A 13075-nucleotide genomic window follows, 5' to 3' on the forward strand; every position below is an offset into this window, starting at 1 on the left:
GCAGCATGGCTGATTTCGGTCACAACATTTGCGGCATGAGGTCAATGTAAGAAAATTCTTAATTCACTGTCAGTCTCATTTCTCTCATTTCTCTCAAAAAATAAGAAAAATTAACAACAACAGCAAAATGAATAAATTATGGATAATAAAACTGGCGAAGAGTGCGTCTGCCCGCTGGCACGACGGCGATGAGAAACCTCAGGGAATAAACGCCAGGCCTTTGCCAAAAATGGCCCGGATGGGCAACGTTACCCCGTGCAGTCGCGCTTTGTTGCGCAGTCGGCTGATCACCACGTCAATGCGGTGCAGCTCCGCCTCAACTTCATCGGGGAAAAGATACGCGTGCAGATCGACCTTGCGACAGACCTCGCCTGGATTGCGCATTAAGCGCGCCATCAGCCGATGCTCCTGCTGGGTCAGCGGCAGCGCTATGCCGGACGGCGCCACCAGGTTTTCCGGATGCAGTACCCAGGATGAAGAGGCTAATTTCTCGGCTACGGAGGCCGCGACCGGGGAGCGGGGATGTTGCTGCATCAGCCGGGCGCCCAACGCATGGATGGTCTCTGCCAGAACGGAAAAATTCACCGGCTTGATGAGATAGAAATCTGCGCCAAGATTGAACGCCTGCAGTTTATCCTGCTCATGCCCCCTGGCCGTCATCACAATCAGCCCGTACTCGCCAAGCTCATGCAGATAGTCCAGAACGCTGAAGCCATCTTCGCCAGGCAAGCCAATATCAACCAGTACAATATCCACCGGGTCGCGATGCAGCTGCCGCCAGAAGGCTTCCGCGCTGTGTACCCCCCATGCGTCGAAGCCGCGAAAGCGCAGGAAGGCCAGCAGTTCATCGAGGAGATCGGCGCTATCTTCAATGATGGCCACGCGTAATGTCATGATTTACCCTTCTGCTGTGGTAGGTCATCCTGGGGCAGCGTGAGCGCAAATTCGCATCCCGTCGGACCGTTATTGGCCAGCCAAAGCTCACCGCCGTGAGCTTGTATGATTTGCCGGGCGACATACAGTCCAAGACCGGTGCCGGCGGGCGTCGCGGTGCGGACTGCGCCGCGCCGGTAACGCTCAAAGATCTGGTCGATATGATCGACGGCAATACCCGGTCCCTGGTCACGGATCGCAATTTCACAGCAGTTCGCGTTTGGGCGAATGGCAATCGCAATCTCGCCGGACGGCGTGTACTTCACCGCATTGTCCAGGAGATTGGCCAGCGCAATGCACAGCAGCGCGCTATCGGCAAAGAGGGGGGGCGAACGGGTCGTCGCGTCGACGGTGCGCCCGGCCAGGGTGATCGTCAGAAAATGGTTTGACGAGAGTTCAACCACTGTTGCCGCCATGCGAATGACCGCTAGCAGATCGGCATTTTGCTTATCGACATGCAGCGCGCTGGATGAGAGCCGGGCATCGGCCAGACAGTTATCGGTTAACTGAACCAGACGCGTGGTGGCGCGCTGCATGCGGTCCAGGCGCGGCCGTTGCGCCGGCTCCGGAGAGCACAGGCGCAGGTTCTCCAGCGCGGCCTGGATAACCGAAAGCGGCGTTCTGAACTCGTGCGCCACCATCCCCATAAACTGACGTTGATGAAAGCTTGCTTCGCGTTCGATCTGCAGTTCGCGCGTCAGCTGTTGTTTTTGTACCAGCCTGCGATTTTCGGCCCGTACTCGCAGGACCGCAATGATAAGGACGGTGACAATATGAACAATCAGCGCGTACTGCCAGGCGGAATAGATGGTGTTATGAAAAGGGATCACCCCGTGTATCGAGAGAAGCACCAGCGCGGCGGAGGCCACGTAGACGGGCGGAAGCAGTCCCAACAACAGCGTATTTAAATCGATGGCTTTGCGTCGCCAGAGCAGCCATGAGGTGATCAGCAGAATCGGCGCGGCAATAAAGAACATCGCTGCCTCGATCTGCATGGCCAGCCCATAAAAGCCGAGGGGCACGCTGGCGAGAAGCACAATATTGACGCCAATAGCAACGAGCAGCAGCCGGTGCAGGCGCGGCATATTGTTTTTAAGATCAAAAACCTCGCTATGCAACCACAGCGCGGTGGCGTAGCTGAGCAATGACAGGTAGCTGATCATCGCATCCTGCACGGGGAGAACGGCATCGCCAAAAAACCATTCCGGGTAGCCGTGTAGCGCCGCCACCAGCGGATAGTTGAGGGAAAACAGGCAAATTCCCCACAGCAGGCGGCGACGTAATACTAAGGCAAGCCACAGGGCAATTCCGCTGGCGATCGCCGCCAGGCCAAAATAGAAGCTCCAGAATGCGGTATCCCGGGTTGCGGTACTGACAAACTCCTGTGGTGAAGAGAGCGTCGCCAGCAGAATCAGGGTACTGCTGCTGCGCAGGCGAAAAACCATCTCGTATCCCGCGTCGCCAGGGGGCGGCGGTAAGATCAGAACGCTTTCACGATAGTCCAGGTCGCTATCGCGGGTCGAGGCGTGGTCGCCAAACTCTTTGTGCGTCCACGGAAGATCGCTGCCGGCAGGACGATAGAAAACGCTGAGATGATCGATAAAGGAGGGGCCGAGCTGCAGCCAGCGAGATTCACCGTCAAAATCGGCCGCCGGCAGGCGGCTCTTAAACCAGTACGTTTTCGATGAGTAGCCAAATGAGGGGATGCGCTGCCCCGAATTGAGCTTACTCTCCGGCAGGGCGAGAAACGCCTCCAGCGTCATCGACCCGTCAATATCGGTCACCCACTGCACGGGAATATCAATGCCAATCTGACGACTTTGCGCCGCGACGGGGGAAGAAAACGACAGGCTGGCCGCAATGCTAAAGCCGACCCAGAAGAGCACTCTGTAGCCCCAGACGAACGACGCGGCGAAGCCAGGAACGGCGCGTATACGATTCAAACTCCCCCCTGCGGCATGGATGAATAACGGTGACTGGAATAATCAATCATGTCTGCGACATGCACAGGCGGTCCCCCCGGATGTCGGGAAATAAAAGCGCAGTTTCAGACGGCACAGCATTCTGCAGGGGGCGGGGAGATTGTACCAGCGTTATTTGCAGCAGGTCATACTGGCCAGACCTGTTCGCTACGCCGCGTCAGACAAGGCATGCGCGGTGAGGGTATCTGGCATGACGAGCCCCAAACGGGGTAACATGATGTCGCTCTGGCTATGCTGCGATATAAAACGCTACTGCCGGGAAAGCAGGGCGATGATAAAACCGCAGGGAGCGCATGTTTGCCTGGCGAGAGCCCATTTCCGGGAAGCTGATTTATGCCATGGCGCGATTTTCGGCGGTGGCGTTCCGGGAGGAGAAGCCACAGAGGAAAACGGGGCAGGGCTGCCCCGTGAACGTTAAGCGAAAACGACCTGCGCCCAGCGGGCCAGACCGGCGGTAACGGAGCCAAAATCATCTCCGCCGGCGATCGGAATACCCGGCAGGTGGGCCGCCAGCGCTTTCTTAATCAGCGGTGAGCGGGCGCTCCCCCCGGTCAGGTAGATCACATCCGGCGTTTCGCGGCTGTTGTCCAGCGCCAGCTGAACCTGCTCCATAATACGCGTCAGCGGCTGATTCAACGCCGCTTCCAGTCCCTGCTGGCTGATAGCCGTGGCCAGTTCATTGCCGATAAACGGCAGCCCGGCGGTCACCTGCTCCTGCGCGGAGAGGGCGATTTTACTCTCCTCCGCACTGCGCACCAGGCGATAGCTCAGACGCTGGCGCCAGACTTTCAGCAGCAGCGCCACTTTATCGGCATCGCGGGCATCGCGCAGCAAGTCATTGAGCAAACGACCGTTGGCGCTGCTGTAGAAATCGGTTTGCGCCGGCACATCGTTGATCGCCACGGCGTTCCACCACGGCAGCACCGGTAAGGCGATCCCTTTTTCAGTTTCGCCACCCATCCCCAGCAGCGGCATCAGGCATTTAAAGGCCAGCGCGATGTCGAGATCGTTCCCGCCGACGCGGCAGCCGCTGTGGCCGAGTAAACTTTGCTGACGATCGGCTTTCTGCCGCCACTGCGGCCCCATCAGCAGCAGCGAACAGTCGGTGGTGCCGCCGCCGATATCGACGACCAGTACGCGTTTTTCTTCGCTGAGCGTCGCTTCGAAATCCAGCCCGGCGGCAACCGGTTCAAACTGGAAAACGACGTCACGGAAACCGGCGCGTTTCGCCGCGCGCTCGAGGATCCCCTGCGCCTGGGCATTGGCGTCATCGCCGCCCAGCCCCTGGAAGTTGATCGGCCGGCCAATTACCGCCTGGTCAATCGTCTCCGGAAGCTGGGTCTGCGCCTGCTGTTTAATATGCAGCATCATGGCGCATACCAGGTCTTCAAACAGCGCAACCTGCTGCGGCTTCAGGCCGCTGGCGCCGAGGAACGATTTCGGGGATTTAACGAAGTACACTTCTTCCGGATCGTCGACATATTGATGCAGCGAGGCCAGACCGAACTGGACGCTGTTGCCGAGGACGTCGATGTCTTCATCGCGGTTATAGTTGATGGCGCGACGCAGCAGCGCCTGGTTTTCAGCGCCGTTGGTCGGCACGTCATGATGGCGATAGAGCCATTCGCTGACCGCTTCGCGGGTCGGCGCCGACAGCATTGATGGCAGCAGCTTGCTGCCGTTTTCCAGCGTTAACAATTGCGGAAGGTTATCGCGCATTACGGCAACCGAACAGTTGGCGGTTCCGTAGTCAAAACCAATAAACATGACCTGAAAAATCCCCATGCCAGTGAAGAAGGGGGGCGACTTTAGCGGATTGCCGCCACGGCGACAACTGGAATTTAAAAGCAAGGTATGTCGGACGTGGAGCGTCTATCATTGAGGCAATTAAAGAAGGAGAAATGATGACGCTGTTACCCTGGCACGCCCCCTACGACCCGGAATGGATATTCGGTTTTCTACGCGCCCGTGCGGTGGCGGGTATTGAAACGTTCAGCGCGGGGCGTTACACCCGCAGCTTTTCCCTCGCGGGCCATCGCGGCCTGATCGCGGTTGAGCCCGATATGGCGGCGCAGGGATTACGCGTAACCTTATCTGACGGCCTGCAGCCGGTGGCCGATGCATGCCACGACCGGGTTGCGCGCTTGTTTGATTTAGCCTGTGACCCGCATCGGGTGGCCCAGACGCTGGGCGCGCTGGCCAGCGCGCGTCCTGGGCTGCGCCTGCCGGGATCGCTTGATGCCTTTGAACAAGGAGTGCGCGCGGTGCTGGGGCAGCTGGTCAGCGTGGCGATGGCGGCGAAGCTGACGGCAAAAGTGGCGGCGGCTTACGGGGAAACGCTGGCGGAGGCGCCGGAATACAGGCTCTTTCCTGAACCACAAAGCCTGGCGCGAGCGGATCCGTTAGCGCTTAAAGCGCTGGGGATGTCGCTGCGGCGCGCCGAGGCCCTGATCCATCTGGCGCAGGCGGTGATTGACGGCCAGCTGCCGCTGGCGGCGCCGGACGACATTGAGGCCGGGATGAAACAGCTGCAAACGCTGCCCGGTATCGGCCGCTGGACCGCCAGCTATTTTGCCCTGCGCGGCTGGCAGGCGAAGGACATTTTTCTGCCGGATGATTACCTGATTAAGCAGCGGTTTAGCGGTATGACCCCGGCGCGCATTGCCCGTTACGCCAGCCGCTGGCAGCCGTGGCGTTCCTATGCGTTGTTGCATATCTGGTATAGCGAAGGATGGGCGCCGACTGAGGAATAGCCATGCAGGGTGCATATCACTGGTATCGACGCGCTGAAATCCCTATAATTGCCGCGTTTGACGGTCAAACGTCACCCTTCCAATACATGAAATTATTCGAGATGCGCCTCAAAACTCGTTAGCGTTTTGAACAAACCCCACAGGGGCGAGGCTGCAAGCCGAGTCACGCGGCGGCAGCTCGAAGGGTTATGTGTATATACATCCAGGTTAATCAGGTCGCAAAAAAGTTATGACTGATACGTCTCATCAGTGCGTCATTATAGGTATCGCCGGCGCATCGGCTTCGGGAAAAAGTCTTATCGCCAGCACGCTGTATCGCGAATTGCGTGAACAGGTTGGTGATGAACATATTGGCGTTATTCCGGAAGACAGCTACTACAAAGATCAAAGTCATTTGTCGATGGAAGAGCGTGTTAAAACGAACTATGACCATCCCAGCTCGATGGATCACAGTTTACTGTTTCAACATTTGCAGATGTTGAAAAGCGGCCAGCCGATTGAATTACCGGTTTACAGCTACGTTGAACATACGCGTATGCCGGAAACGATCCACATTGAACCCAAGAAAGTGATCATCCTCGAAGGGATTTTATTGCTGACGGATGTTCGCCTGCGCAATGAGCTGAGCTTCTCGATCTTCGTTGATACGCCGCTGGATATCTGCCTGATGCGCCGCATCAAGCGCGATGTGAATGAACGCGGGCGCTCGATGGACTCGGTGATGGCGCAATATCAGAAAACGGTTCGTCCGATGTTCCTGCAGTTTATTGACCCTTCCAAGCAGTATGCCGACATTATTGTGCCTCGCGGCGGTAAAAACCGCATCGCGATTGATATTCTGAAGGCAAAAATCAGCCAGTTCTTTGAATAACACAGACGAATTGTGTAACGTGCAAAGAGAACCCAAATTGCCCTTAGCCCCGGAAGGTGTAGGGGCGCGATGCCATAAAGGAGAGAGCTCATGCGTCTGTGCGACCGAGATATAGAAGCCTGGTTGGATGAGGGGCGGCTATCTATCAGCCCGCGCCCGCCCATTGAACGTATTAACGGCGCGACCGTAGACGTTCGGCTGGGGAATAAATTCCGCACGTTTCGCGGCCACACGGCGCCCTTTATCGATCTGAGCGGGCCAAAAGCGGAAGTGACCGCGGCGCTGGATCGGGTGATGAGCGAAGAGATCGTGCTGCCGGAAGGCGAAGCCTTCTATCTGCATCCGGGAGAGCTGGCGCTGGCGGTGACCTATGAGTCGGTGACGCTACCGGCCGATCTGGTTGGCTGGCTGGACGGACGCTCCTCTCTGGCGCGTCTGGGGCTGATGGTGCACGTCACCGCTCACCGTATCGATCCCGGCTGGTCTGGCTGCATCGTGCTCGAGTTCTTTAACTCCGGCAAGCTGCCGCTGGCGCTGCGTCCGGGGATGCCGATCGGCGCATTGAGTTTTGAACCGCTGTCAGGCCCTGCGGCACGGCCCTATAACCGCCGTGAAGACGCCAAATATCGCGACCAGCAGGGCGCGGTGGCGAGCCGAATCGACAAGGATTGATAACGTAAGCGGTGTACTGAGGGTGCCATGAGACGAATTCTGACGACGCTGATGATCTTGCTGGCGGTGGTTGTCGCCGGGCTGACCGCGTTGGTATTGCTGGTCAATCCCAACGATTTTCGCGCCTATATGGTGCATAAGGTGGCGGAACGTAGCGGTTATCAGCTCGAACTCGATGGCCCGCTGCGCTGGCACGTCTGGCCGCAGCTGAGTATTCTTTCCGGCCGCATGACGCTGACGGCGCCGGGGGCGGCTGAACCGGTGGTGCGCGCGGACAATATGCGTCTCGATGTCGCCCTTATGCCGCTGATTTCCCATCAGCTGCAGGTCAAACAGGTGATGCTCAAGGGCGCGGTCATTCAGCTGACGCCGAAAACCGAGGCCGTTCGCGGCCAGGATGCGCCGGTAGTTCCTCATGATAATCCGCTGCCGCTGGTGGCGGAAGACAGCGGCTGGTCCTACGACGTGCGGCAGCTGCAGGTGGTGGACAGCGTCCTCTTTTTCCAGCATGAAGATGGCGAACAGGTGACCGTGCGCGATATTCGTCTGCAGATGGATCAAGATGAACATCATCACGCGACCCTCGACTTTGCCGGGCGAATCAACCGCGATCAGCGCGATCTGGCGCTCTCTTTCACCGCTGAGGTTCAGGGCGGTGACTATCCGCATTCTCTGAAGGCTGACATCTCCCGGCTCGACTGGCAGCTGCGCGGCGCCGAGCTGCCGGCTAACGGGGTGAGCGGGCAGGGCAGTATGCAGGCGAACTGGCAGGAGGACGAGAAAAAGCTGAGCTTCGATAACCTCAATCTGACGGCGAACGGCAGCACGATTGCCGGCAACGCCAGCGTGATTTTAGGCGACCGGGCCGACTGGAATCTCAATCTTCACGCCACGACTCTTGACCTCGACAGTCTGCTGACGCACGGTTCACCGGCGACGGACTCTGGCGCCAGCCAGCAGGGACAAAGCCAGCCGAGGCAGCTGCGCCCGGTGATTGCCGACAGCGATATTCAGGAAGATTACGACAGCCTGCGCGGCTTTACCGCCCATATGGCGCTGACGGCCGACCAGCTTCAGTGGCGTGGGATGACCTTTACTCAGGTGAAAAGCGACATCAGTAATCAGCTCGGACTGCTGACCATCAACCAGCTTCAGGGCGAACTGGATGGCGGCCTGATATCGTTGCCCGGCACCCTCGACGCGCGGGGAGAGACCTCGCAAGCCTCTTTCCAGCCCAAACTGGATAACGTTGAGATTGCCACCATCCTGAAAGCCTTTAACTATTCGCTCAATCTGACCGGTAAGCTCTCTTTAAGCGGAGATTTCTCCGGCGAAAGAATTGATGCCGACGATTTCCGTCGTCGCTGGCAAGGGGATGCGCAGATACAGATGGCGAATACCCGCACTGAAGGGCTTAACTTCCAGCAGCTCGTGCAGCAGGCCGTTGAGCGCAGCACCAATGTGCAGGCGCAGGAAAATTACGACAACGCGACCCGCCTCGATGCCATGAGCAGCGAGCTGCAGCTGGCGCAGGGACAGGTCACCTTACATAGCCTGCAGGGGCAATCAGAGATGATGGCGCTGACCGGGCAGGGCGACCTGAATTTGCTGAAAGAAGAGTGTGATATGCGCTTTAACGTGCGCGTGCTGGGCGGCTGGAAAGGCGAAAGCAAGCTTATCGACAAGCTCAAACAGACCGCGATTCCGCTGCGTATCTACGGGAAATGGCAGGCGCTGAGCTACAGTCTGCAGGTTGACCAGGTACTGCGTAAACAGCTGCAGGATGAAGCTAAACAGCGGCTTAATGACTGGATTGAACGTAATAAAAACAGCCAGGACGGGAAAGAAGTGAAGAAGTTGCTTGAGAAACACTAACCGGGATTGACCGGTGGAGCGACTTTACCGCCCGGATAGCGGTGCTAATGCCTTATCCGGGCCACCTGAGCGGACTCTCCCTGTAACCCCGGTAAGCGCAGCGCCACCAGGGAAGCAGACAGATGCAGGTTGAAAGGTTACCACGGTGGTTTTCCCGGATAGCGGCGCGAACACCTTATCCGGGCAACCTGAACGGACTTTCCCTGTAGCCCCGGTAAGCGCAGCGCCACCAGGGAAGCAGACAGATGCAGGTTGAAAGGTTACCACCATGGTTTTCCCGGATGGCGGCGCGAACGTCTTATCCGGGCGACCTGATCGCACTCTTCCTGTAGCCCCGGTAAGCGCAGCGCCACCGGGGAAGCGGACAGATGCAGGTTGAAAGGTTATCACGGTGGTTTTCCCGGATAGCGGCGCTAATGCCTTATCCGGGCAACCTGAGCGGACTCTCCCTGTAGCCCCGGTAAGCGTAGCGCCAGCGGGGCATATCTACCGACTGCGGGGATTACACTTCGTAGCTCAGTTCATCTTCCCGCGGCGGCGGCGGGATAATCTGCACTTTCTGTACCCGGTGGCTCTCGACCTGCAGCGTACGTACGATGTAGTCGCCGATTTTCACCTCTTCTCCCGCTTCGGGGACATGCTGCAGATTTTCCATCAACAGACCGGCAATCGTGTGATACTCGCGCTTATCATCGAGCGGCAGGGGAATGTACTGCACTAAATCTTCCAGCGGCATATGCCCATTGGCGGTCCAGCTACCGTCAGGATTTTTTGCGATATCGTGGCGGGCATCAATCTCTTCAGCCTCGTTGGGTAAATTGCCGGCGATGGTTTCCATCACATCGCTCAGGGTCACTACCCCCTCAACGGAACCAAACTCATCCACCACGAAAGCGAAATGGGTCCTGGCATGGCGGAACTGCTCCAGCGCTGGCAACAGAGGCAGCGTCTCAGGGAACACCAGCGGCTGACGAAGCAGGACGCGCAGGTTGAGCGGTTCATGACGCAGCGATTGCTGTAGCAGGTCGATGACGTGAACCACACCGAGCAGATCTTCATCATCATTTCCGCCGGTGACGACCAGTCGGGTATGCTGGTTTTTCTCCAGCAAGGCGCGAATTTCCTCTTCCGGGGCGCTAAGGTCTATATGCTCGATATCATGGCGCGAGGTCATAATGCTGCTGACGGTGCGCTGGTTGAGATTAAGCACCCGCTCAATCATCCGGCGTTCCTGGGGGTTGAACAGCGGGTTATCGGCCTGGCTGTCGATCAGCGCGGCCGTATCGCTGCTGAGCTCGGCGTGTTCTTTATGCCCGCTAAGTAGATTCATCACCGCTTCGGTTGTGCGTTGGCGGAGCGTGAGATTGGCGGAGAGGAAGCGACGGCGGTTGAACAGCGCCAGCTGGTTCAGCGACTCAATGATGACGGAGAAGCCAATGGCCGCATACAGATAACCTTTCGGGATGGGGAATCCAAACCCTTCGGCAATCAGGCTGAAACCAATCATCAGCAGGAAGCTCAGACAGAGAATAACGATAGTCGGGTGGCTGTTGACAAAACGCGTCAGCGCTTTGCTGGCGAGCAGCATCAAACTCATGGCAATAACTACCGCTGCCATCATCACCGCCAGATGGTCGACCATGCCGACGGCGGTGATCACCGAATCGAGGGAGAAGATGGCATCCAGCACCACAATCTGAGCGACCACTCCCCAGAACTTCGCGCCCTTGCGCTGAACCGGATTATCGCTGTCTTTGCCTTCCAGTCGCTCATTGAGCTCAACAGTCGCTTTAAACAGCAGGAATAACCCGCCAAACAACATAATCAAATCTCGCGCACTAAAGCTGAGATCGTGGTAGGTGAACAGCGGTTTGGTCAGGGTGACTAGCCAGGAGATCGAGGCGAGCAGCAGCAGACGCATCAGCATCGCCAGCAGCAGGCCAATCACCCGCGCGCGGTCACGCTGAGTAGCAGGGAGCTTTTCCGCGAGGATCGCGATAAAAACGAGGTTATCAATACCGAGGACCAGCTCTATAACCACCAGCGTTATGAGACCGGCCCAAATTGAGGGGTCGGCAATCCATTCCATCATTCGCTAAAACCTATACTACCTGAGAGTGCCATCCGACGATCATGGATAAGCGACCGATAAATTGCAATATATTCTCGTCTTATGACGTCAGGCTGGCGCGGGGACGGGAGAAATGCCGCGGCTGGCAATATTAAACTGCATGAATTATAGCCGTGCGCGCTTATTTTTTATGCAAATAAGCTTATTAATAAAAGATATGACTGTGGAAGACTGAATATAAACTTGCAGAGAGTGCACTGGACCAATAATGCCGGTTATTGCCCTTTCTGACCAAACAGAAGTATGAAAATCAGACGGATTCAGAAGCAGAGGTGTAAACACCCGATTCAATCACTCAATCGTAGCGATCCAGGTTTTCATACTACTGAATGTCGTGGCTTGCAAAATATCTTGTTTAATCAGACGATATCAGCAGCTTTTAATCAGGTGTAAAAGTCAGTGCCGATGGATGACATGGATAGCGGGCAACAGGTGAAGGAGGGCATGATGAGCGCAGCGGTGAGCTTTCTGCGCTATTTTCTATTGAAAATAGTGTCTGCAGATTATTTTTATGAATTATGTCCTGGTGTTCATGGGAATAAACCCTCTTTTTTTCTGCATTTTACGCATTATCCAAACGCTTCTTCTACAGTATTCTCTGCCGGGAATACAGCGATAAGTCCTGCGGGTGAAGAAAGTGCAGATGAAAATCCTGAGGCAGCGCGCCATATGACACCTGAGTCATCAGAATTTTCTTAAACCGCTCTGTCGGAGCTAATACTTTGAGTGTATTCTCTGATGAAACATGTAGTTTCGGAATTTTGCTGGAAGTCGGACTGATAGCAAAACGGTAATATCATAGATTGATACCAGGGGAACCTGTAATCAGGCGGGTATCGAAGATTTATCACTATATGGGTGGATATGAGAATGGCAAGTTTGAAAGCAGTTATTCCGGTAGCCGGATTGGGGATGCATATGTTGCCGGCCACCAAGGCGATTCCGAAGGAGATGCTGCCAATCGTTGATAAGCCAATGGTTCAGTATATCGTCGACGAGATTGTGGCGGCAGGCATCAAGGAAATTGTACTGGTTACCCACTCGTCTAAGAATGCCGTGGAAAACCATTTCGATACCTCCTATGAACTGGAAGCGCTGCTTGAGCAGCGTGTTAAACGTCAGCTGCTGGCTGAGGTACAGGCAATCTGTCCGCCGGGCGTGACTATCATGAACGTACGCCAGGCGCAGCCGCTGGGGCTGGGACACTCTATTCTCTGCGCGCGCCCGATCGTCGGAGATAATCCGTTCGTTGTGGTGCTGCCGGACATCGTACTGGACGATGCCAGCGCTGACCCGCTGCGCTATAACCTGGCCGCGATGGTGGCCCGTTTTAATGAAACCGGGCGCAGCCAGGTGCTGGCCAAGAGAATGGACGGCGACCTGTCGGAGTATTCCGTGATCCAGACTAAAGACCCGCTGAACATAGAAGGGCAGATTGGCCGGATCGTCGAGTTTATCGAGAAACCTGACGAGCCGCAGACCCTGGATTCCGATCTGATGGCCGTAGGACGCTATGTGCTTTCCGCCGATGTGTGGGCCGAGCTGGAGCGGACTCAACCTGGCGCATGGGGCCGTATTCAGCTGACCGATGCGATCGCGGAACTGGCGAAGAAGCAGCCCGTTGACGCGATGCTAATGACCGGCGATAGCTACGACTGCGGGAAAAAAATGGGCTATATGCAGGCCTTCGTAAACTACGGGCTGCGTAACCACAAAGAAGGCACGAAATTCCGCGAGAGCATTAAGAAGTTACTCGCGTAAATAGGCTCTGCCGGATTTCAGAAGTGTGAAAATGTAGGGTTTACAGAAGTATGTGGCTTAAGTCCGCGATGTTGCATGCTTCTGTAGACAGCCCTGC

General features: G+C 56.6%; 10 protein-coding genes. 6 read left to right on the forward strand and 4 right to left on the reverse strand.

Annotated features, from left to right (window positions below; genetic code table 11):
* Positions 1–198 precede the first annotated feature (198 nt).
* From Q1L34_RS08080 to yegD, 3 genes are all read right to left on the reverse strand, one after another.
* Complete coding sequence (locus Q1L34_RS08080; protein ID WP_327204445.1) at positions 199–894, reverse strand: response regulator transcription factor; 696 nt, start codon at positions 892–894, stop codon at positions 199–201.
* On the reverse strand, positions 891–2819 hold the full coding sequence (locus Q1L34_RS08085) for a sensor histidine kinase (RefSeq protein ID WP_075808354.1): 1929 nt from the start codon (positions 2817–2819) through the stop codon (positions 891–893). The genes Q1L34_RS08080 and Q1L34_RS08085 overlap by 4 nt, the downstream gene beginning before the upstream one ends.
* A gap of 510 nt (positions 2820–3329) precedes the next feature.
* Positions 3330–4682: a molecular chaperone gene (gene yegD, locus Q1L34_RS08090; protein WP_032717933.1), complete on the reverse strand. Its 1353-nt coding sequence runs from the start codon at positions 4680–4682 to the stop codon at positions 3330–3332.
* Between the two features lie 137 nt (positions 4683–4819).
* Between yegD and alkA the strand changes: the two genes are divergently transcribed.
* The 4 genes from alkA (at position 4820) to asmA (ending at position 9086) form a co-directional block, all read left to right on the forward strand.
* A complete protein-coding gene (alkA, locus tag Q1L34_RS08095) occupies positions 4820–5668 on the forward strand; it encodes a DNA-3-methyladenine glycosylase 2 (RefSeq protein WP_015583898.1) in 849 nt (282 codons plus the stop codon).
* Between the two features lie 229 nt (positions 5669–5897).
* Positions 5898–6539: a uridine kinase gene (gene udk, locus Q1L34_RS08100; RefSeq protein ID WP_004864593.1), complete on the forward strand. Its 642-nt coding sequence runs from the start codon at positions 5898–5900 to the stop codon at positions 6537–6539.
* Between the two features lie 90 nt (positions 6540–6629).
* Positions 6630–7211, forward strand: a complete 582-nt coding sequence (dcd, locus tag Q1L34_RS08105) for a dCTP deaminase (RefSeq protein WP_004864592.1) — start codon at positions 6630–6632, stop codon at positions 7209–7211.
* Between the two features lie 27 nt (positions 7212–7238).
* Positions 7239–9086 carry an outer membrane assembly protein AsmA gene (asmA, locus tag Q1L34_RS08110; RefSeq protein ID WP_048023780.1) on the forward strand — a complete coding sequence of 616 codons (1848 nt, stop codon included), beginning with the start codon at positions 7239–7241 and terminating at the stop codon, positions 9084–9086.
* Positions 9087–9588: 502 nt separating this feature from the next.
* Here asmA and Q1L34_RS08115 read toward each other — a convergent pair.
* Positions 9589–11175 (reverse strand): TerC family protein, encoded by a 1587-nt coding sequence (locus tag Q1L34_RS08115; RefSeq protein ID WP_134936998.1) that lies wholly within the window; start codon positions 11173–11175, stop codon positions 9589–9591.
* 441 nt (positions 11176–11616) lie between these two features.
* Here Q1L34_RS08115 and Q1L34_RS08120 point away from each other — a divergent pair, with 441 nt between their 5' ends.
* Together Q1L34_RS08120 and galF are read left to right on the forward strand one after the other, a co-directional pair.
* Positions 11617–11916 (forward strand): hypothetical protein, encoded by a 300-nt coding sequence (locus tag Q1L34_RS08120; RefSeq protein ID WP_123629593.1) that lies wholly within the window; start codon positions 11617–11619, stop codon positions 11914–11916.
* 165 nt (positions 11917–12081) lie between these two features.
* Positions 12082–12978 carry a UTP--glucose-1-phosphate uridylyltransferase GalF gene (gene galF, locus Q1L34_RS08125; RefSeq protein WP_072003726.1) on the forward strand — a complete coding sequence of 299 codons (897 nt, stop codon included), beginning with the start codon at positions 12082–12084 and terminating at the stop codon, positions 12976–12978.
* Positions 12979–13075: the final 97 nt, after the last annotated feature.

It is taken from the genome of Klebsiella ornithinolytica (genome assembly GCF_030505655.1).
GTDB classification, from domain to species: Bacteria; Pseudomonadota; Gammaproteobacteria; order Enterobacterales; family Enterobacteriaceae; genus Klebsiella; species Klebsiella ornithinolytica.